The organism is Gordonia sp. NPDC003425 (assembly GCF_053588635.1).
The window spans coordinates 45,926-67,283 of sequence record NZ_JBSFQI010000019.1; the positions used below are offsets into that span (position 1 = coordinate 45,926).

19 protein-coding genes are annotated in these 21,358 nt (G+C 67.4%); 7 read left to right on the forward strand and 12 right to left on the reverse strand.

The window, feature by feature from the left end:
- Window positions 1-21: 21 nt before the first annotated feature.
- From ACWDTD_RS18290 to ACWDTD_RS18305, 4 genes are all read right to left on the reverse strand, one after another.
- Window positions 22-1,662, reverse strand: coding sequence for a protein kinase domain-containing protein (locus ACWDTD_RS18290; RefSeq protein ID WP_449748555.1), 1,641 nt, complete (start codon window positions 1,660-1,662; stop codon window positions 22-24).
- Between the two features lie 91 nt (window positions 1,663-1,753).
- On the reverse strand, window positions 1,754-3,028 hold the full coding sequence (locus ACWDTD_RS18295; protein WP_449748556.1) for an SfnB family sulfur acquisition oxidoreductase: 1,275 nt from the start codon (window positions 3,026-3,028) through the stop codon (window positions 1,754-1,756).
- Between the two features lie 8 nt (window positions 3,029-3,036).
- Entirely contained in the window at window positions 3,037-4,161 is a 1,125-nt protein-coding gene (gene sfnG, locus ACWDTD_RS18300; RefSeq protein WP_449748557.1) for a dimethylsulfone monooxygenase SfnG, read from the reverse strand.
- Between the two features lie 267 nt (window positions 4,162-4,428).
- A complete protein-coding gene (locus tag ACWDTD_RS18305) occupies window positions 4,429-5,124 on the reverse strand; it encodes a TetR family transcriptional regulator (RefSeq protein ID WP_449748558.1) in 696 nt (231 codons plus the stop codon).
- Window positions 5,125-5,284: 160 nt separating this feature from the next.
- On the opposite strand from ACWDTD_RS18305, the gene ACWDTD_RS18310 reads away from it, so the two are divergent.
- The 4 genes from ACWDTD_RS18310 (at window position 5,285) to ACWDTD_RS18325 (ending at window position 8,710) form a co-directional block, all read left to right on the forward strand.
- Window positions 5,285-6,379, forward strand: coding sequence for a ferredoxin reductase (locus tag ACWDTD_RS18310; RefSeq protein ID WP_449748559.1), 1,095 nt, complete (start codon window positions 5,285-5,287; stop codon window positions 6,377-6,379).
- A gap of 2 nt (window positions 6,380-6,381) precedes the next feature.
- Window positions 6,382-7,656, forward strand: a complete 1,275-nt coding sequence (locus tag ACWDTD_RS18315; RefSeq protein ID WP_449748560.1) for a fatty acid desaturase family protein — start codon at window positions 6,382-6,384, stop codon at window positions 7,654-7,656.
- Between the two features lie 4 nt (window positions 7,657-7,660).
- Window positions 7,661-8,077, forward strand: a complete 417-nt coding sequence (locus tag ACWDTD_RS18320) for a hypothetical protein (protein ID WP_449748561.1) — start codon at window positions 7,661-7,663, stop codon at window positions 8,075-8,077.
- A gap of 141 nt (window positions 8,078-8,218) precedes the next feature.
- Window positions 8,219-8,710, forward strand: coding sequence for a DUF4395 domain-containing protein (locus ACWDTD_RS18325; protein ID WP_449748562.1), 492 nt, complete (start codon window positions 8,219-8,221; stop codon window positions 8,708-8,710).
- A 30-nt stretch (window positions 8,711-8,740) separates the two neighbouring features.
- On the opposite strand, the gene ACWDTD_RS18330 is transcribed toward ACWDTD_RS18325, so the two are convergent.
- The 5 genes from ACWDTD_RS18330 to ACWDTD_RS18350 form a co-directional block, all read right to left on the reverse strand.
- Entirely contained in the window at window positions 8,741-9,703 is a 963-nt protein-coding gene (locus tag ACWDTD_RS18330; protein ID WP_449748563.1) for a Ppx/GppA phosphatase family protein, read from the reverse strand.
- Complete coding sequence (locus ACWDTD_RS18335) at window positions 9,700-10,260, reverse strand: DUF501 domain-containing protein (protein WP_449748564.1); 561 nt, start codon at window positions 10,258-10,260, stop codon at window positions 9,700-9,702. The genes ACWDTD_RS18330 and ACWDTD_RS18335 overlap by 4 nt, the downstream gene beginning before the upstream one ends.
- A gap of 71 nt (window positions 10,261-10,331) precedes the next feature.
- Window positions 10,332-11,051 carry a septum formation initiator family protein gene (locus ACWDTD_RS18340; RefSeq protein ID WP_449748565.1) on the reverse strand — a complete coding sequence of 240 codons (720 nt, stop codon included), beginning with the start codon at window positions 11,049-11,051 and terminating at the stop codon, window positions 10,332-10,334.
- A gap of 13 nt (window positions 11,052-11,064) precedes the next feature.
- A complete protein-coding gene (gene eno, locus ACWDTD_RS18345; RefSeq protein WP_449748566.1) occupies window positions 11,065-12,348 on the reverse strand; it encodes a phosphopyruvate hydratase in 1,284 nt (427 codons plus the stop codon).
- Between the two features lie 159 nt (window positions 12,349-12,507).
- The gene (locus ACWDTD_RS18350) at window positions 12,508-13,251 is read right to left on the reverse strand and encodes a lytic transglycosylase domain-containing protein (protein ID WP_449748567.1); all 744 of its coding nucleotides are present in this window, start codon (window positions 13,249-13,251) and stop codon (window positions 12,508-12,510) included.
- A 111-nt stretch (window positions 13,252-13,362) separates the two neighbouring features.
- Here ACWDTD_RS18350 and efeU point away from each other — a divergent pair, with 111 nt between their 5' ends.
- Genes efeU through efeB form a run of 3 tightly spaced genes read left to right on the forward strand, consistent with a single transcriptional unit; the run spans window position 13,363 to window position 17,556 of the window.
- Window positions 13,363-15,021, forward strand: coding sequence for an iron uptake transporter permease EfeU (efeU, locus tag ACWDTD_RS18355; RefSeq protein ID WP_449748568.1), 1,659 nt, complete (start codon window positions 13,363-13,365; stop codon window positions 15,019-15,021).
- Complete coding sequence (gene efeO / locus ACWDTD_RS18360) at window positions 15,018-16,211, forward strand: iron uptake system protein EfeO (protein ID WP_449748569.1); 1,194 nt, start codon at window positions 15,018-15,020, stop codon at window positions 16,209-16,211. Before efeU ends, efeO begins: the two co-directional genes overlap by 4 nt.
- 43 nt (window positions 16,212-16,254) lie before the next feature.
- A complete protein-coding gene (gene efeB / locus ACWDTD_RS18365; protein ID WP_449748570.1) occupies window positions 16,255-17,556 on the forward strand; it encodes an iron uptake transporter deferrochelatase/peroxidase subunit in 1,302 nt (433 codons plus the stop codon).
- A gap of 28 nt (window positions 17,557-17,584) precedes the next feature.
- Here the strand turns inward: efeB and cysC are convergent, their stop codons facing one another.
- The 3 genes from cysC to stf0 are packed head-to-tail and all read right to left on the reverse strand — an operon-like array spanning window position 17,585 to window position 21,275.
- Window positions 17,585-19,534, reverse strand: coding sequence for an adenylyl-sulfate kinase (cysC, locus tag ACWDTD_RS18370; RefSeq protein ID WP_449748571.1), 1,950 nt, complete (start codon window positions 19,532-19,534; stop codon window positions 17,585-17,587).
- The gene (cysD, locus tag ACWDTD_RS18375; protein WP_449748572.1) at window positions 19,534-20,490 is read right to left on the reverse strand and encodes a sulfate adenylyltransferase subunit CysD; all 957 of its coding nucleotides are present in this window, start codon (window positions 20,488-20,490) and stop codon (window positions 19,534-19,536) included. The genes cysC and cysD overlap by 1 nt, the downstream gene beginning before the upstream one ends.
- Entirely contained in the window at window positions 20,487-21,275 is a 789-nt protein-coding gene (stf0, locus tag ACWDTD_RS18380; protein ID WP_449748573.1) for a trehalose 2-sulfotransferase, read from the reverse strand. The genes cysD and stf0 overlap by 4 nt, the downstream gene beginning before the upstream one ends.
- Window positions 21,276-21,358: the final 83 nt, after the last annotated feature.

Consider the following 21,358-nt stretch of genomic DNA (forward strand, 5'->3'; position numbering starts at 1 on the left):
CGACACGTCGTCGACCCCGTTTCAGTAGATGTACACGACGGCGTTGTCGCCGCCGCGGCAGGTGACGATGCCACCCTCGGGTGCGCACGACATGGAGTAACTCAGACCGGTCACCGGACTGAAGGCGTTGATCGTACGCGCCTCGCCCTTGGTGCCGGTGCGCAGGTACTCGTCGCGCACCGCCTGCGCGAACGGGCAACTCGTGACCGCGGTTCCGGTGGCGACGGTCGCGTCGCACGGACTCGCTCCCGGCGGAGGTGTGGGGGCGGGCTGGGCGCTGGGCGGTTCGGGCTGCACGTACTGCGTCACCACCGGCGGCGAGGAGGGCGCCGCGGACTTGCCATCCGAGCCGCTGCCGGACAGCAGCCAGTACGCCCCCAGGATCACCAGCCCCACCAGTGCGACAGCGATCACCCCGATCAGCGGCACGGTCAGCGATCGGTCGCGGCGCGGCGCATACCCCGACTGGTACGCGGGAGGGTAGACGACGGGCCCCGGACGCGGTTGATCGAACGGCTGTTGTGCATAGTTCTGTGGTTGTGAATAGTTCTGGGGTCCCGAATAGTTCTGGGGCTGTGAATAGTTCTGGGGTCCCGAAAAATTCTGCGGTGCCGAATAGTTCTGGGGCCCCGAGTAATTGAGCGTTCCCGGAGTCACCGGGCTGGGGGGCATCGGGCTGGGGGGTATCGGGGTGGGCGGTACCGGGGTGGGGCGAATCTGCGTGGCGCGGGCCGCCTCGTCGTCGGGCAGGGCACCGATCACCGTCGGTGGCGCGGTCACGACGTGGGTGGTGTCGTCACCGTTTTCGGCGAACACTTCTTCCTCGCCGGCCACACCCGGGGCGAGCGCACGCCGCGCGGCCGCGGCCAACTCGCTGGCGGTGCGGTATCGCCGCGACGGGTCGGCATCGAGTCCGCGTCGGATCACCGCATCCAAAGACGCCGGGACGTCGGAGTTCACCGTGCTGGGACGCGGGGCGGGTGCCATCACCGCGGCCTTGATGGCCGAACTCACGGTGTCCGACGGGTGCGGCACACTGCCGGTGATGCATTCGTAGAGGACACAGGTGAGCGCGTAGATGTCGCTGGCCGCACTCACCGGCACCGCGTCGAACAATTCGGGCGCCATGTACGCGATGGACCCGATGGCGGTACCGGCCTGGGTGAGGTGGGTGTCTTCCGCGTCGTGGGCGATGCCGAAGTCGACGAGATACGCGAAGTCGTTCTGCGCCACCAGAATGTTCTCCGGTTTGATGTCGCGGTGAACGAGGCCGTCGGCGTGCGCGGCGTCGAGCGCCGACGCGACCTGCTCGATGATCCCCACCGCGCGTTCGGGCGAGAGCTCATCCTCGGCACGCAACACCGCCCGCAGATCCACTCCGGACACGAGCCGCATGTCGATGTAGAGCACCCCGTCGATCTCGCCCCAGTCGTGGATCGGGATCACATGTGGCTCGCCGAGACGCGCGGCCGCATGTGACTCACGGCGGAAACGCTCCTGGTAGACCGCGTCGTCGGCCAAGCCGGGATTGAGCAGCTTGAGCGCCACCTCGCGATCCTTGACGGTGTCGTACGCGCGGTACACCTCGCCCATGCCCCCGCGTCCCAACAACTCGTCGAGACGGTAGGGGCCGAACTGGCTGTTCACCCGGCTACCCGACATGGACCGAGCATATCGGCGCCCTCCGACGCCGCGGCCACCGCGACGCCGATGCAGGCGGTCAGCGGGATTTGCGCCACCGGAGTTCGTTCGATCAGATGACCCCGTGCACCGGTGGCTTCTCGCCGCGCAACACCCATCGGCCGATGTGCTGGTACTTCCAGCGGACCGGGTCGTGCAGCGTATGGGTGCGGGCATTGCGCCAGAACCTGTCGAGCACCAGATCGGCGCCGGCGCTGCGGGTACCGGAGACCTCGAACAACGCGGCACTCACCGACGTGGCCGCCGTGTCGGCCACCGCCTTGGCCACGGCCACCGCGATCGACGCCTCGGCCACCGCATCGGCCACCCTGCCGGTGGTGTCGTCCGGCGTCCCGTTCCCGGCGTCGCCGTCCACCGCCGCGACGGCACGGTCGACGGCTCGCCCCGCGGCTTCCAAGGTGGCCTCGGCCGTCGCCACCTGCACCCCGAGTTCGCCGAAACGCTGCACGGTCAACGGGTCCTGATCGGCGCGAGCGACACCGGCCTCGAACCACGGACGCGACCGGGTCCGCACGAACTCCGCCGCCGCCTCCAACGCACCGCGAGCGATCCCGGCGTCGATCGCCACGTGCAGAAGCTGCGCGTACGCGCCGTAGCCGGTGGGTCGCGCCACCGCGGGCGCCCGGGCCACCAGGTCGGTGGCCTCGACAACTACCTGGGTGAACCGCACGGTTCCCGATCCGGTGGTCCGCTGGCCGAGGCCATTCCAGTCGTCGATGATGCGGATCCCGTCGGCCTCGGCCGGCACGAACGCCACGTACTCGCCCGACACCAACCCGGACGCGGGGGCGTCGAGACGGGCCAGCACGGCCAGGGTGTGCGCGAACAGCGATCCGGTCGCGTAGAACTTCTCGCCGTCGAGTACGAACCGCCCACCGGCGGGGGTGAGCGTGGTGGCGATGTCGCGAACGGTCGCTCCGCCGCGCTCGGACTGCGCATTGGCAATCCGGCCGCCTCGCATCACCCCCGCGAACATGCGGGCGGCGAGATCATCGGACGCGGCCAGCCGCAGCAGATTGAGGTAGACGAAGTGGCTGTGCGGGATCTGCGCGATGTTCGGATCGGCCGTCGCCAGAAGGCGGGTCACCTCGGCCACCGCGCTCGGCGGTAGGTCGGCGCCGCCGTGATGCCGGGGCACCGAGATCGCGAGCAATCCGCTCGCCGACAACGCATCGAGCTGAGGGTAGGGCAGCAGGCGATCACGGTCGCGCTCGGCGGCGTCCTCGGCGAACCGGCCCGCGAGCTCACGTGCTGCGGCGACGGCGTGCTGAACGGAGAGGACCGGAACGAGCGGCGCGTCGAGTTTCTCCGTGTCCTCGCGTGTCACGGTCACAGTTATACCCGGACCGGCCGATCCGCTGCTCCGATCTCGGCGGCCTCGATCTCACGCACGAGCGGGAGCACGCGACTGCCGAAGTACTCGATCTCCTCCTGGAAGTGCAGGAAGCCACCGAGGATGAGGTCCACCCCGAGACGCTTGTAGGCGACGATGCGCTCGGCCACCTGCTCGGGTGTTCCGATGAGTTGGGTGCGGAAACCGTCGTTGTACTGCACCAGATCCTCGAAGCTGGAGTCGGCCCACATGCCCCGCTTGTCGCCGGTCGCGTTGCCCGCCTGCTGCACGGCGTCCCGAAAACCCTCCACCGCAGGACGATTGGCCTTCTCGACGATCTCCCGGAGGGTGTCGCGGGCCTCGGCCTCGGTGTCGCGGACGATGAAGAAGCCGTTGAGGCCGAAGCGCACCTCACGGTCGTGCGCTCGCGCCACCGCACGCAGATCGTCGAGTTGTTCGGTGACCCCGTCGAAATCCTTGCCGTTGGAGAAGTACCAGTCGGCATACCGGCCGCCGTTGGAGCGCGCCGCAGTGGAGTTACCTCCTTGGAAGAGTTCGGGATTGGGGCGTTCCGGGGTGTTCAGGGGCTTGGGCTTGAGGGTGAAATCGTGGATGCGATAGAAGTCGCCACGGAAATCCACGTCGTCCTCGGTCCAGATCTTGCGGATCACCTCGAGAAATTCGGCGCTGCGACGGTAGCGTTCGTCATGTTCGAGCCAGGGTTCACCGAGGTGGGTGAATTCGTCCTTGAACCAGCCGCTCACGACGTTGATCGCAAAGCGACCGTTGGACAGATGGTCGGCGGTGGCACCGAGTTTGGCCAGCACCGCGGGATGCCAGAGCCCGGGATGAACGGCGGCGATCACCTTGAGCCGTTCGGTGGCCAGCAGCAGAGCCAGGCTGAAACTCGTTGACTCGTGCTGGTATTCGGCACCATAGCTGGCTTCGTAGCGAACCTGCGAGAGCGCATAGGAGAACCCGTTGTTCTCCGCCGTGCGGGCCAGCTTCACGTTGTAGTCGTAATCCCAGCTCGTGCGCTGCTCGATCGTGCTGGTGACGAGGCCACCGGAGACGTTGGGGACCCAGTAGGCGAAGTCGATCTGGTCGGCGATGTTCTCGGTGGACACGGAACTCCTGACGGTTGGACATGCGTGGTGACCGGACCCGGGTTGACACCCGCGCAGCGGCGTCCGCCAGTCTCACCCGACCCGCGCATCGCAGACACCGTTGGAATCGCGCTGAATTCAACCGCCGCGGATGTGGGCACGCTCAACCCGGATGTGGGCACGCTCAACCCGGATGTGGGCACGCTCAACCCGGATGTGGGCACGCTCGACCCGGATGTGGGCACGCTCAACCCGGATGTGGGCACGCTCGACGTCCGCCGGCCCACTTCAGTCGTCGATGGACGAGCGCCAGCGCTCCATGCCGAGAAAGACCATCACCAGTTGGCGTTCGGTGCGTCCCACGATCTCTGATTCGGCACCGCGACCGCGATGTTCGCCGTCGAGCAGATCCGCGACCGCGGTGAGCATGATCGTCACGATCAGTTCGGCCGCGAGCTCGAGGTCGTCCGCACTCCAGGCGGCCAGGTCGGGCAGCCGGGAGAGGTCGATGGCGAGTTCCTTGGAGAACAGTCGCAACTCCGTATCGATGGCACGCCGGATCTCGGCCACGCCACCGTGCTGCTCGCGAACCAGAAACCGAAATGCCGGTTCGTTCTCGTGCACGTGACGCAGCAGGATCGCCAGCGAACTCTGCGCGGTCGGGAGCGCTTGGCGGGCCGCCAGATCCCGGCGTCCCTCGCGCAGGGTGCGCCGCAGCACGCGCATGGAGTCCTCGACCAATGTGACGCCGAGGTCTTCCATCGACGCGAAATGCCGATAGAAGGCGGTGGGCACGATCCCGGCGCCGCGGGCCACCTCCCGCAGGCTGATGCTGGCGAAACTGCGGTCGGAAACCAGATCGAGCGTGGTGTCCAGCAGCGCCTGGCGGGTCCGGTTCTTGCGGTCGGCCCGGCTTTCTCCGTCGAGGTGGACCCTGCCCGGACGCGCGACATGCGACGAACTGGGTCGACGGGCTCGGGTCACCCCGCCGATTCTACGGCCAGGCAGCCGTCGGGCAGGGGTGCACCCTGCCCGGATTGTGAGCGCCGTCACGAAACCGGCACTTGACGGGGTAACCGGAACGTGTGGCACACTTCTTGGTGTACATACGTACACCGAAAGTGACCCCGAACGGAGCCAGCCCATGGCGATCCGCCTTCCCGATCTCGTCGGTTCGATAGTGGAATCTGGGTTGTCACCCCATCCCGTCGACCGTTATCTCGAACTTCTCGATCCGATGTTGACGTGGCGCGAGCTGCGCGCCCGCGTGGTCTCGATCGACCACCCCACCTACCGCACCGTCCGTCTGACCCTTCGGCCCACCCGTCAGTGGCACGGCCATCTCGCCGGACAGTACATCCAGCTCAAGGTCGTTATCGACGGAGTGAAACACGTCCGCTGCTTCTCCCCTGCCAACGCCGCCGGGCCGTCGGGCGACGTGGAACTGACCATCACCGCACACGACGACGGATTCGTCTCCCGCCACCTGCGCGACCACGCCCGGGTGGGTGACGTGTACGGGTTGTCGGCGCCCGCGGGCGACTTCGTGTTGCCGTCGGATCTGCGGTCCTCGACCGTACTCGTCAGCGGCGGCAGCGGCATCACCCCGATCATGTCGATGCTGCGCACACTTGTATCGGAATTGCACACGAATCCGATCACGGTGGTGCACTACGCCCGCGGCGAGGACGACGTCGCCTACCGCACCGAACTGGCCGCGCTGGCACGGGTGCACGACAACATCGACCTGCGCTTGCATTACACCCGCGATGCCGGAGACGATGCCGATGCCACGCACGGCCACTTCACGCCCGGTCATCTCGACGACATCGCCGGGATCGACTCCGCCGACATCTTCGTCTGCGGACCCCGCGACCTGATGGACGCGGTGACCGATCACGTCACCGCCGAACATCCCGGTGCACGCCTGCACACCGAATCGTTCCGCCCGGCCGCCCCGGCAGCCGTCGATCCGAACGAGCCGGTGTCGGGCGCCCTGACCTTCACCCGATCGGGCAGTTCCACGGCCAACGACGGCCGGACCATCCTCGAACAGGCCGAGGCCGCGGGGCTGCGTCCCGCGTCCGGCTGCCGGATGGGGATCTGCTTCTCCTGCACCGCCATCAAGAAATCCGGCTGCACCCGCAACGTGCTGACCGGCGACACCGACACCGAAGCCGACACGCAGATCCAGCTCTGTATCAATGCCCCTGTCGGCGACGTGGAAATCGAGGTATAGCCATGACTGTTTCCGAACTGACCGTTTCCGAACTGACTGTTTCCGAACCGACCGGTTCCGAACTTCTCCCCGACGCTGCCCGCGACGACGCCCCCCGTCCCGACACCTCCCGACCCGAGACCGCTGTGGCCCCACCTGCGCTGCGCGCCGCACCGCCGCACAACGTCGTCAATCTGAGCTACGAACAGGTCGAGGCGCTCGGCCGCGAACTCGATGAACTCCGGGCGCGGGTGGCCGCCGACCTGGGCGCCAAGGATCGCGAATACCTCTACTCGATCATCCGCGCACAGCGCGGCTTCGAGGTGGCCGGCCGCGCACTGTTGTTCGTCGGATGGTTCCCGCCCGCGTGGCTCGCCGGTGTCGGCGCCCTGGGCGTGTCGAAGATCCTCGACAACATGGAGATCGGCCACAACGTGATGCACGGCCAGTACGACTGGATGCGCGAGGACACCTACAACTCCCGCGAATTCGAGTGGGACACCGTGTGTCCGGCCGACCAGTGGCGACACAGCCACAACTACATGCACCACACCTTCACCAACATCATCGGCGAGGACCGCGACATCGGTTACGGCATTCTGCGCATGGCCCGCGACCAGCAGTGGAATCCCTACTACCTGGGCAATCTCGTGTACGCCACCGGACTGATGCTGTTGTTCGAGTGGGGCGTGATGCTGCATGACCTCGAGACCGAGAACATCATCGCCGGCAAGCGCAAGTGGACCGACGTCAAGGGCCTGGTGAAGGGGATGTGGCGCAAGGCCAGCCGCCAGGTGCTCAAGGACTACGTGGTGTTTCCTGCGTTGTCGGGGCCCTTCTTCCTGCCGACGCTGCTGGGCAACGCGACCGCCAACCTGGTGCGTAACGTGTGGACGTACTCGATCATCTTCTGCGGCCACTTCCCCACCGGTGCACAGACTTTCGCGGCCGAGGACTGCCAGGACGAGACGCGCGGACAGTGGTACCTGCGGCAGATGCTCGGTTCGGCCAACATCACCGGCAGTCCGCTGTTCCACATCATGAGCGGCAACCTGTCGCATCAGATCGAACACCACCTGTTCCCCGACATCCCGGCGAGCCGCTACCCGCAGATGGCGGCCGAGGTGCGCGAGATCTGCGAACGCTACGGGTTGCCGTACAACACCGGTCCGCTGCACACACAACTGCTTTCCACCTGGACGAAGATCGCGAAGCTCTCGCTGCCGAACTCCATGACCACCGACGACAATGATCTCGTCGTCAACATCGAACGGCGCAAACCTGCCGGAGTAAGCTGAAACCATGGTCGACCGCATGGAACGCAACAAGGATCTCGTGCAGGAACTCGTCGAGTCCACCGCGACTCATGTCGGTCGGATCACCACGATCATCACCACCGCGGTGGCCGACATCGCACGCGAGATCGGCGACGCGATCACCGATGGTTTCGAGATGCGCGATGCCGCACGCAAGGCCAAGGCCGACGAGGCGCAACTGTCGGTGATCGACGCCGAACTCGAGGAGACCGACGCGGAGGTCCTGGTGGAGGAACCGGCCCCCGAGGTACTCAACCTCGAGGGCGCCTTCGAGGCACCGGTGGTTCCTGACGACCTCGACGACGCGCCGCCCGCGGAGATCCTCAGCGGCGACGAGGCCGAATCCGCCACCCTCGCCGGAATGATGGAATCCCCGGACGTCCCCGATCCCGACGACTACTGACCCCCCACAACATTCCCGAGCGCCGGGTTTCGCTCAGCGTGGGCACAACGTTTGGCCGAACGGAGCACGCCGCGTAGTTTCGTGCTGTTGTGAGCCACCGTGGTGGCTCGATCCCCCAGCAGGTATCTACAGGAGGCAGACGTGGCGACGCCGTCGCTGTTCACGTTTCCCAACCCCGTCAATGAGTACGCGGCACGCTCCACCGCCGGTCTGGTGGTGGCGCTGGCGGTCGTGACGATCATCGTCAACCACTGGGCGTTGTACGCGCTTCTCGCCGTCGGCTTCGGGCTCCGGGTGATGGCCGGCCCCCGGTTCTCTCCGTTCGGTCAGCTCTCGGTGCGGGTCATCGCCCCGAAGATCGTGCGCAAGAGCAAGCTGGTGCCCGGCCCGCCGAAGCGCTTCGCCCAGACCATCGGCCTGGTGGTCTCCACCACCGCGCTGGTGCTGAGTCTGCTGGGATTCGGCCTGGCCGCCCAGATCGTGGTCGGGGTGCTCATCGTGGCCGCAACCCTGGAATCGGTGTTCGGTTTCTGCCTGGGCTGCGTCATCTTCGGTTTCCTGCAGCGACACAACGTGATCCCCGAGGACGTGTGCGAGGCCTGCAACAACATCTCGCTGCGGCAGCCGGCCTGACACCCTCCCCTGTGTCGGGGGGATTGCGGGTCAGTCCAGCAGGCCCAGCGCGATGCCGTCGAGAATGTCGTGCTCGCTCACCACGAGTTCGGTGATGCCCGCGCGGTCGGACAGCACCCGCGCGAGTTCGGTGGCGATGAGCGCGCCGCCACCGATCACGTCGACGCGACCCGGATGCATCGGCCCGAGTGCAGCGCGCTGCGCCCGCGGCATCGCCACCAGCCGTCGGCACACGTCGTCGAGATCGTCGAAGCCGATGCGGGACAGGTGAATCGCGTCGGAGTCGTACTCGTTCATGCCCGCGGCGACGGCAGCGAGCGTGGTCATCGTGCCTGCCACGCCCACCCAGGTGCGGGCCTGTTCCACCGGGACAGCGCTGAACGCGCCGGCCAACCGCTCGCGGATGAATGTCTGCGCGGCGGCGATCTCGCCGCTGGTGGGCGGATCGGAGTGCAGGCAGCGCTCGGTGGTTCGCACGCATCCCACGTCGGCCGAATACGCAGCGGTCACACCGTCGGCCGCGCCCTCGCCTGATCCGCCGAGCACCACCTCGGTGGAGCCGCCGCCGAGGTCGGTCACGACGAACGGCCCGGCCGACGGTTCGAGTTCGCCGACGGCTCCCCGGAACGAGAGCCTGGCCTCCTCGTCACCGCTGATCACCTCGGCCGACGCGCCGGGCACCACGCAGCCGAGCAACTCGGCGGCCATCGCGAAGAAGGCGTCGCGATTGGTGGCGTCACGGGTGGCCGAGGTGGCCACCATCCGCACCCGCTCGACCTGCAGGGAGCGCATCACCTCGACGTAGTCGGCGAGCGCGATCCGGGTACGGTCGATCGCCTCGTCGGCGAAGCGTCCGGTGGCGTCGACGCCCTGGCCAAGCCGCACGATCCGCATCTCGCGGTGCACGTCGACGAGGGTTCCGGGTGGTTCGGCCGAGGCAACCAGCAGGCGGATGGAGTTGGTGCCGCAGTCCACGGCGGCCACGGTCGTCATCGGTCGTCCCCACCGAGATGCGGCCAGTCGGCCGGGATCGCGGTGCCGCGCAGCGGGCCCTCGGCGGCCAGCGCCACCGCCTCGTCGCCGAGCGGGTTGACCCCCGGCCCCTTGGCCAGCGAGTGGGCGATGAGCACATGCAGGCATTTGACCCGGTCGGGCATACCGCCTCCGGTGAAGTCGGTGCCCAGCGATCCGAGCGCGTTCCGCTCGGCCAGATAGGACTCGTGAGCCCGCCGGTAACCGTCGGCCAGGTGCTCGTCGACACCGAGCCGGGCGGTCATCTCCTTCATCACGCCGGCAGATTCCAGCCGGGAGGCCTCGGCGGTGAGCCGCGGATCGGTCAGATAGTAGAGCGTGGGAAACGGTGTGCCGTCGGGCAGTCGGGGCATGGTCTTGACCACGGCGGGAACACCGTCGGGGGTGCGGTAACTCACTTCGACGACCCCGCGCGGTGTCCGGCCGAGCTGCGCGGTGACGGTTGTCAGATCCGCATCGGAGATGCCGGCACCGCTGCTGTCGGGGAGGGCGTCGTCGCTCGGTTCGGAGATGCTCACGCTCCCTTGGTACCAGGTGGTGCGAGCGGCTGCGGTCACACGATCGCCGGTCCTACGTGGTGCCCACCGGATTACTTGGTACCCACCGGCGTCGACAGCGTTTCCCAGAGATTGCCGTACCACGGATTGCTCGCGTGTTCGGCGGCGCGCTTGGCGGCCTCCTTACGCTCCTCGTCGCCCGGGTAGAGCATCACCAGCGGCGTCTCACCCGGCTTGACGAACTGCAGCCGTTCGCGGGCCTTCGCCTCGATGTAGGCGGGATCGTTCTGTTCGTTGACCTTCTGCTGGTAATCGGCGACCTGCTGACGCAGCTGCTGATTCGATGCGGCGATCTGGGTGAACTCGGCGTGCTGGGCGAAATACGTGCGCAGCGGCATCGCGAGCGTCAGTGCCACCACGCTGAGCACCAACGCGAGGACCACGGCACGCCTGGTGTCGATCGCACGGACCCTGGTCGCCACCGGCCGGCGCCGGCCGGTGCGTGTGCGTCGCTCGCGCAACGTGCGCCGCGATGCCGATGCCGAACGGCCGGTGCCCGACTCCTCGGCGTCGTCGACGTCGGGATCGACAAGAGACCCGGAATCGGAGTCGAGATCGGTATCGAGATCGGTGTCGGCATCGACGTCGTAGATCTCCTGCTCACCGGTCTCCACAACCGAGACCGGTGAGCGAGATTGCCCGGCACGCTCGCGTCGCGGGACCCGCCGCGCTTGCTCGGACGAGCGTGGATCGCGCGCCGAACTCCGCCGCCGACCATCGGCCGCGCGCGAACGACGAGAGCCCTGTGCCATGGGCTCTAGCTAATCACGAACCAAACGAGAATCGCGGGAAGGCGAGGTCTCCCGCATAGCGTGCCGCGTCGCCGAGGCCCTCTTCGATCCGCAGCAGCTGGTTGTACTTGGCCACCCGCTCGCTGCGGGCCGGCGCGCCGGTCTTGATCTGACCGCAGGCACATGCCACCGCGAGGTCGGCGATGGTGGTGTCCTCGGTCTCACCCGACCGGTGACTCATCATCGTCTTGTAGCTGTTGTTGTGCGCCAGGGCCACCGCGTCGAGGGTCTCGGTGAGCGTGCCGATCTGGTTCACCTTCACCAGCAGAGCGTTCGCGATGCCCTTGGAGATGCCCTCTTCGAGGCGTTCGGGGTTGGTCACGAACAGGTCGTCGCCGACGAGTTGCACCTTGTCGCCGATGGCCTCGGTGAGCTTGGCCCATCCGTCCCAGTCGTCCTCGGCGAGGCCATCTTCGATCGAGACGATCGGGAAGTCGGCGATCAGCTTCTCGTAGAACGGGATCATCTCGTCGCTGCTGAGCTTCTTGCCCTCCAGCGCGTACACGCCGTCGCTGTAGAACTCGGTGGCCGCGGCGTCGAGCGCGATCACCACGTCCTTGCCGAAGTCGTAGCCCGCCTTGGCCACGGCCTCGCCGACCGCCGCGATGGCCGCATCGGTGTTCGGCAGGTCCGGCGCGAAGCCGCCCTCGTCACCGAGCGCGGTGTTCATGCCCTGCTTGGCGAGCACCGACTTCAGCGCGTGATACACCTCGGCGCCGCAGCGCAGGGCCTCCTTGAAGGTGGGTGCGCCGATCGGCGAGATCATGAACTCCTGGAAATCGATGCCGTTGTCGGCGTGCTCGCCGCCGTTGATGATGTTCAGGCAGGGCACCGGAAGGATGTGCGCGTTGGGTCCGCCGATGTAGCGGAACAGCGGCAGACCGGCCGATTCGGCCGCGCCCTTGGCCACCGCGAGGGACACACCGAGGATGGCGTTGGCGCCGATCCGGCTCTTGTCCGGCGTGCCGTCGCAGTCGATGAGGGCCTGATCGACGAGGCGCTGCTCCTCGGCCTCGATACCGATCACCGCAGGCGCGAGCTCGCTGAGCACACCCTCGACAGCCTTGGTGACGCCTTTGCCGCCGTAGCGTTCGCCGCCGTCGCGCAACTCCACGGCCTCGTGTTCGCCGGTCGACGCGCCGGACGGCACGGCTGCCCGCGTGAACGTGCCGTCATCCAGCACGACCTCGACCTCGACGGTCGGATTACCACGCGAGTCGAGAATCTCGCGTGCCCCAACCTGTTCGATGATTGCCACGGTTTCGCCCCTATCGGTCGACGTGTCGGCGGCACCTCGCCGCCGGGTACGGAAGAAAGCCTAGTCGGTGCGGGCGACGCACACCCGCCAAGTGCGTCCCCCATTCCGGCACATCGCCGCCCAACGGCCATCGCGGGTGAACGGGGTGGGTCGGGGAGGTCAATAGCGGACGTTGATCGAATACGCGTTGGCGTGATCGCGGACGTCGATCACGTAGGCCATCGAGTTGTTGTAGACGCGCACCGCCTTCTCCCATCCGCGCGGGGTGGTCATGTCGCCACCGGACGAGACACACAGATACCGTGCCGCCGACAACGCGGCGTCGTCGATGTTGTCCGGGTCGGCGCGACCGTCGCCGTTCGCATCCACGCCGTACCGCCGCCAGGTCTCCGGGATGAACTGGAACGGACCCATCGCACGGTCGTGGATGGCATCCCCGTCGAGGGCACCGTGGTCGGTGTCGGGGATCTCCAGGTTGCCGCGGGTGCCGTCGAGGGGCACGCCGCGGATCGGCGGCGACGTGTCGCCGTTGGGTGCGATCGTGGTGCCCCGGTGGGTGCCGTGTTTGCTCTCCACCGCCGCTATCCCGGCGAGCGTGGTCCAGGCGATCCCGCATTCGGGATGCTGTTGCCGCTGGATCTCGGCGGCATTGCCGTAGGCCTCCATCGCGATGAACGGAATGCCCGTCGACTCCGCGATGGGGCGTGCCCAGGCGTCGAAGAGGTCGGCGGTGCGCCCGGGCGCATTGACGTCGACGTAGGGCGTGGGTGCGCCGGCGCCGGGCGGGATGCCATCGGGAATGTCGGGGCGCTTGAGGGTGGGCAGATTCAGGCATGCCGAGCTGCTCACTGCGATGCAGGTGAGAGCGAAGAGTGAGGCCAGAGCCCGTCGAGCGTGAGTCATCGCCCACCATGGTGCCATTGGTCCCTTGGTGGTTTGGGATAGGGCAGCGTAGCCTTAATTCGTTTTCCGCCGAAATTAGGCGAGGCTGCGCAACCCATAGACCGGAGTCGAATGTTCGCCACCCTCATCATCGGCCTGCGGGAGGGGCTCGAGGCCGCACTGATCGTCGGGATCATCGCTGCCTTCCTCAAACGGCAGGGTCGCGCCGATGCGCTGCGGTGGATGTGGGTCGGCGTGGTGGTGGCGGTCGCGATCTGTGTCGCGGTGGCGATCGGACTCGAACTGCTCTCGCGCGATCTTCCGCAACGCCAGCAGGAGGCGCTCGAAACCGTCATCGGCGTGATCGCCGTCGCGATGGTCACCTACATGATCGTCTGGATGCGTCAGCATGCCCGCGACCTCAAAGGCGATCTGGAGGCCGCCGCGTCGGACGCCATGAACGAGGGTTCGGCCATCGCCTTCGTGATGATGGCGTTCCTCGCGGTGCTCCGTGAGGGTCTGGAGACCTCGGTGTTCCTGGTGGCGGCGTTCAACGCCAGCCACAACGCGATCCCGTCGGCCGCCGGCGCGATCATCGGTATCGGTATCGCGGTGGCGCTGGGTTACGGGATCTATCGCGGTGGAGTGCACCTGAACCTGGCCCGATTCTTCAAGGTCACCGGACTGCTGCTGGCGCTGGTGGCCGCCGGCCTGGTGATGACCGCGTTCCGTACCGCGCACGAGGCCGGGTGGGTCAATTTCGGACAACAGCAGGTGGTCGACCTCACCTGGCTGGTGCAGCCCGGCTCCATCCAGTCCTCGCTGCTCACCGGAGTGCTGGGCATCCAGCCCAAGCCGGTGCTCATCGAGGTGCTCGGCTGGGCGATCTACCTGATCGTGGTCGGCGCGGTGGTCCTGTGGCCCGCGGGCAAGCCGTTCCCGCGGCGTGCGGTGGGTCTCGGCGCGGCCGCCACCTCGGCCGTTCTCGCGCTGAGCGCCGTCATCGTTTTCGCCACCGCCCCCGGTCAGGCGCAGGCACCGTCGAACACGGTGACCGCTGTTCCGGTCGGCACCGCCACCACCTCGGGCCTGCTCGCCGGCCGAACCCTCACCTCTCCGTCGCCGGTGGCGGTCACGCTGGAGTCCGCCGCGGGGGACACGGCGCAGGGCACGCTGACCAGCGGTACGGTGCGCACCGGGTTGCCCGCGCTGCAGAGCACCGGCAACGACAGCGTCGGCGGCCTGAGCACCACCGGTTACGAGCAACTCGTCAGCCCCGACATCGACATCTCCGCCCTCGTGCCCGATGCACCGGTGCGCGTCTCCCCCGCCCAGATCGTGGCGGCCAACGACGGCAGGCTGCCGGTCGGCCTCAATCCGCAGACCTTCGGGGCCTCGGCGCCGGTCATCTACTCGGTCACCGCAACAGTCGGGGTGGACGCCGAGCGCACCTTCGGTGCCCCCGTGGCCGCGCGCGTGCACTACGTGGTGACCGCGACGGTGACACCCGAGCGCGGCTCGGCGGTGGTACTGGGCAAGGTGGCCCAGTTCGACGCCGAGCAGGCCGCCGACGCCGACACCGTCGCCGCCATCGGGCGGGCCTCCGACCAGCGCACGGCTCATCACACGCGCGGCGTCGTCGCACCGGTGGCGTTGCTCGTCGCCGCCGTGGTGCTGGGTGTGATCGCAGCACTCGCGCTCGGCGTCGGCCGGCGGCGCACCCCGCCACCCAGAGTTTCACCATCAGCGACGTCGGATGACGCCGCTCGCACAAAGGAGAGAACCCAATGAGGGCTGGACCACTCGTCGCGGCCGGCGTCGCCACGCTGACCATCGCCGGACTCGCCGGTTGTTCGAATGGCTCCGACGATTCGTCGTCCTCCAGTGAAGCGAAGACCGTCAAGGTCGAGATGACCAACGACGGGTGCAAGGTCACCCCCGACAAGGTGGCCGCCGGACCCATCACCTTCGAGATCAGCAACACCAATGCCGCCGCCGTCAGCGAGGTGGAACTCCTCCAGGACGGCAAGATCCTCGCCGAACGCGAGAACATCGCGCCGGGCATGGCCGCCACCTCGTTCTCGCACAAACTCGATGGCGGCACCTACCAGCTGTACTGCCCGGGCGCGACCAACGAGAAGACCACCTTCACCGTCACCGGCAAGGCGGCGCAGGCGTCGGGCACCGTCGCCGACCAGCTCAAGGCGGCCGCCAACGAGTACAAACAGTACGTCATCACCCAGGTCAACAGCCTCAACGACGCGACGAATCAGCTCGTCACCGCGGTCAAGGCGGGTGATGTCGCCGCTGCCAAGGAGGCGTACGTGCGGGCCCGCCCCTACTACGAACGGATCGAACCGATCGCCGGCGCGTTCTGCGCCAACGGTGCCGCGGACTGCTCGAACAACAACGCGGTCAACCTCGACGTCGCGATCGATGCCCGACCCGACGCGCTGGGCCCCGGCGACACCTGGGAGGGCTTCCACGTCATCGAGAAGCAACTGTGGGTCGACAACAACCTCGACGGCATGGTGCCGGTGGCAGAAACGCTGCAGCGCAACGTCTCCGACCTCAAGAGACTCGTCAACGAACCGAGCTTCGAGGTGAAACCCGCCGACATCATCAACGGTGCCGGCGATCTGCTCGACGAGGTGTCCACCTCCAAACTCACCGGCGAGGAAGAGGCGTACTCGCACATCGACTTCGTCGACATGCAGGCCAACATCGAGGGCAGCCAGCAGGCGTTCGAGATCGTCAAGCCCGCCCTCACCCAGATCGATCCACAACTGGCCACGACGATCCAGCAGGCCTTCGACAAGGTGAACTCGCTGGTCGATTCGTTCCGGGACCCCAACGCGCCCGGCGGATTCAAGCCGTTCGACCAGGTGTCCGAGCAGCAGCGCCGCGAGATGGCCGCAGCCATCATCGCCGTCAAGGACCCGCTGGCCCAGGCCGGCGGAAAGATCGCCGCGGCAAGCTGATCCGCGCACGGCAACAACGAGATCGAGAGAGTCACCCAGCCCGATGAGCACCACCGACACGCCGGACACCGCACCCGACCAGCCGCCCAAGCGGGGAGTCAACCGCAGAAGATTCCTCACCGGGGCGGGGATCGCGGGTGCGGGGCTGGCGGTCGGTGGTGCCGCCGGCGCCGGGATCACCGCGGCCGTCACGGCCGACAATTCCGACGGCGGCGACGAGGCGGTGCCGTTCTACGGTGAACACCAGGCGGGAATCATCACCCGGCAACAGAATTCGCTGGTGTTCGCGACCTTCGATCTCAAGGACGGGGTGACCGTCGACGCGGTGGAGGTGATGCTGGCCCGCTGGGCCGCCGCGGCCAGCCTGCTGACCCAGGGCAAACCCGTCGGACCGGTCGAGTCCCGGCCCGGATCACCGCCGGCCGACACCGGTGAGGCGTTCGACCTCGGTCCGCATCGACTCACCGTGACGGTCGGGTTCGGGCCGACGTTCTTCGACGAGCGTCTCGGCCTGGCGGGCAAGATGCCCGCCGCCCTGAAACCGTTGGGACAGTTGGCGGTCGACACCACCATCGACCCGGCGATCAGCGGTGGGGACATCTGCGTGCAGGCCTGCTCGGAGGATCCGCAGGTCGCCTTTCACGCGGTGCGCAACCTCGCGCGGATCGGCCGCAGCGCCGTCACCATGCGGTGGCTACAAGAGGGATTCGGACGCGCCTCGGCCACCTCGACCACCCAGGTGACCCCGCGAAACCTGATGGGATTCAAGGACGGCACCGCGAACATCAAGGCCGAGGATCCCCCCGTCGCGCAGCAGTGGGTGTGGGTCGGCGAGGAAACCGACCAGCCGTGGATGAAGGGCGGCAGCTACCTCGTCACCCGCAAGATCCGCATGCACATCGAGGCGTGGGATTCCGACGACATCACCGATCAGGAACTGATCTTCGGACGCGCCAAGGACTCCGGCGCCCCCCTGTCGGGCGGCGGCGAGTTCTCCACCATCGACTTCCACAAGAAACTGGGCGACGGCAAGTTCGCGGTGGATCGCTTCTCCCACGTGCGGCTGGCACATCCCGATAACAACGGCGGGGCGCAACTGCTGCGCCGCGGTTACAACTACACCGATGGAATCGACACCCGCACAGGCACTCTCGCGGCCGGGCTATTCTTCATGGCGTACCAGAAGAACGCCCACGAGCAGTTTGTGCGCATCCAGAACAACCTCGCGCAGGACGGGCTGAACGAGTACATCTCCCCCATCTCCAGTTCCTTGTTCGCCGTCCCGCCGGGGTTGTCGAAGATCGGTGACTGGTACGGCAAGAAGATGTTCGGATACCAGGACTGAGCAGACCCGTGGCCGGCGAGGAGTCAGCCTACTCGGCGTGGCGAGTACCCGAGTCGGGTTGGTCGAGGATGCCGCGGGCGACGAGTTCGGCGACGATCCTGCCAGCGAGTTCCTCGATGTCGGCGCCGGTGGTGTCGAAACGCAGATCCGGGGCTTCGGGCTTCTCGTATGGCGCGTCGATCCCGGTGAGTCCCTTGAGTTCGCCGCGGCGGGCGCGTTCGTAGAGGCCTTTGGGATCGCGGCGTTCACACTCGGTGACCGGTGTGGACACGTGCACCTCGATGAACTCGAGGTCGGCGGCCTGATGGAGTTCACGCGCGATGTCGCGGTCGGACCGTAACGGCGAGACCATCGAGGCGATCGCGATCACCCCGGCGTCGGCGAACAGACGTGCCAGATGCCCCACCCGACGGATGTTCTCGGCCCGATCGCCCGGCGAGAACCCCAGGTCGTCGGAGATGCCGTGACGGATGTTGTCCCCGTCGAGCAGGTACGCCACCCGGGCGCGGTTCACCAGTTCGCGCTCCAGTGCCACGGCGACCGTGGACTTGCCCGACGCGGGCAACCCGGTGAGCCACACGGTGGCACCGCGCTGACCGGTCTTGGTCCACCGCTCGTGGCGGCTGAGCGCACTCGGATGCCACTTGATGTCGTTGCGGGTCGCCTTGCCCGGAATCACCTCTCGCGGTTCGAGAATGGTGCCCGCGCCGACGGTGTCGTTGGACGCCTCGTCGATCAGGATGAATGCGCCGGTGCTGCGATTGGACACATATGGGTCGGCCACCACCACCGAGGAGGTGCGCAGCGTGACGGTGCCGATGTCGTTGAGCCCCAACTCCGATGGACCCACCTGCTCGAGCAGCGATTCCGGATCGAGGCGGCGTTCGAGTGATTGCACCGTCGCCCGGACGGTCGAGGCGCCCTGTTTGAGGGCCACCCGGTCGCCGGCATGCAGTGGCGTCTCCGACATCCAGCACACCGTCGCCGACAGTTCTCGCGCGAGGACGGGCAGGTGCGCGTCGTCGGCCCCACTGACGAACACGTCGCCGCGGCCCACGTCGATGTCGTCGGCGAGCTGCACCGACACCGACAGCGGCGCCACCGCGACATCCCGGTCGGGGTCGAGGGTGTCGAGCGCGGTGACCGTGCTCCGCGATCCCGACGGCAACACCACCACCGGGTCGCCGACCCGCAGCGTGCCCGCCGCAACCCTGCCGGTGTAGTTGCGTTTGCCGTCCGGACCAGGCCGCGACACCCACTGCACCGGCAGGCGCAGTTCGCGAGCGACCGGATTCGGTGCGTGCAGTTCGATGCCCTCGAGATACTCCAGCAGTGTCGGGCCGGTGTACCACGGCGTGTTGGCCGAGCGATGGACCACGTTGTCGCCGAGTTTGGCGGCCACCGGGATCGCGGTGATCTCGTCGGCGCCGACGTTGACCGCGAGCTCGGCGAGGTCGGCCTGAAGTTCGGCGAACCGTTCGGCGGAGAAGTCCACCAGGTCGATCTTGTTCACCGCGGCGACGATGTGCGGCACGCCGACCAGGGTGGCGATCCGCGCATGCCGCCGGGTCTGCCGCAGCAGTCCCTTGCGGGCGTCCACCAGCAGCACCGCCACGTGCGCATTGGACGCCCCGGTGAACGTGTTGCGCGTGTACCGCTCGTGACCGGGGGTGTCGGCGAGCACGTAGTTGCGTGTGTCGCTGGAGAAGAACCGATAGGCCACGTCGATGGTGATGCCCTGTTCGCGTTCGGCCCGCAGCCCGTCGGAGAGGGCGGCCAGGTCGACGTCGCCCTCCTCGGACGTCACCCCGGCGAGATGATCGGTGGGCAGCGAACCCGTGTCGTGCAGGATGCGCCCGATCAGGGTCGACTTGCCGTCGTCCACACTGCCCGCGGTGGCCATCCGCAGGATCTGCCGCTGTGCTCGGGCACCCGCGACATCGGTGCCGGAGGTGTCGGGTGTGGCGGTCGCGGTCATCAGAAGTAGCCCTCTCGTTTCCGGTCCTCCATCGCCGCCGACGACGTTCGGTCGTCGGCGCGGGTCTCGCCACGTTCGGAGACGGTGGCCGCGCTGATCTCGTCGATGATCTCGGGGATGGTGGTGGCCCGCGAACGCACCGCACCGGTGATGGTGAGATCGCCGACGGTGCGATAACGGACCCATTCGGTGTGCACGTCGTCGGCCGAATCCGGTTGCGAATACGGCGACACCGTCAGCAGGATGCCGTCGCGGTCGAACACCTCACGTTGCGCCGCATAATAGATCGACGGCAGTTCGAGGTTCTCCAGTTCGATGTAGCGCCAGATGTCGACCTCGGTCCAGTTCGACAGCGGGAACACCCGCACCGACTCGCCCCGGCGGATACGACCGTTGTACAGCGACCAGGGCTCGGGCCGCTGGGCCCGCGGGTCCCACTGCCCGAACTCGTCACGGAAACTGAACACGCGTTCCTTGGCGCGCGCACGATCCTCGTCGCGGCGTGCCCCACCGAAAGCGGCGTCGAATCCGTTCGCCTCCAACGCATCGAGAAGCACGCGGGTCTGCAGGCGATTGCGTGACCCCGACGGATCGGTGGATTCGGCGATGCGTCCCGCGGCGATCGCGTCGGGCACCGAGGCGACGATGAGTTTGATGCCGTCGGGATTGTCGTCGGTCGGCGCAACACGGCGGTCACGGAACTCGATCACCTCGTCGAAGTTGTGGCCGGTGTCCACGTGCATCACCGGGAACGGCAACGGCGAGGGCCGAAACGCCTTTTCCGCGAGTCGGAGCAGCACGATGGAGTCCTTGCCGCCGGAGAACAGCAGGACGGGCCGTTCGAGTTCGGCGGCCACCTCACGAATGATGTGGACCGACTCCGCCTCCAGCGCGCGCAGGGCGGTGACGCGATCGGCGGTGTTCGCCCGGTCGGGGGCGGTGAGTTCTGTGGTCATTGCGGATATCCGTTCCGGGTGGCGTCCTCACGGTATCGCTGCGCCCATTGCTTGGACCGCGAATTCGACTGGGGTTTGGTGGGTGGCGTGGGGGCGAGCGCGGGATCTTGTCCCAGCGCGCTCAACACGCGGGCGGTGGTACCTGTCGGATCCTTGACCAGCTGTCCGAATTCGACGTCGATCGGGCTGATGTCCTCGGCCTCGAACCAGGCTCGCCAGTGGCGCTCCTCGTCGAGGAGAATCGTGGCGAGATGCGCGATCCCGCGGGCGTTGTACACGGCGCGGTCGTGCGTGCCGTGCCCGCCGCCGTCGCGCCAGATCCGGGTCTGCACCGCGCGCCACATCGAGACCGCTTGTCCCACAACATCTTCACGATAGACATGCACGAACAACGGATCGTCGCCGAGGATCTCGCGGATCGCGGTACGCAGCGAACCGGACCCCACCCGCGTGCGGGCGATGAGCAGCGGCGTCTGATTCCACATCAGCTTGCCGCCCCACACCCCGTTGGCGCCGCGTCCGGCTGCCAGGACGTCCGAGCGCCACCGGCGAAAGTCGCGATCGTCCGGCCGGCCGGGGTCGATGTCGTCGAGCAGGTCGAGAATCTCCGGGTCGTCGACGCCGGCGAACCATTCCCTGGGCTGCGGCGACAGCGACGACGACGTGAAGTACTGGAAGAACTCCTCCGGTGTTCCCGCTACTCCGGTGGCCGCGAGGGACTCCACGAGCAGCGTGCTTCCGCTGCGCTGACTTGCGCACACGAGGTAATTGTCGACTGGCGGCACCGGGTCAGTCTAACGAGCCGAAAACGGCGCGCAACCTGGTATTTTAGACGCAACGACGGGGTAAACCTTTACAACGGCGCACC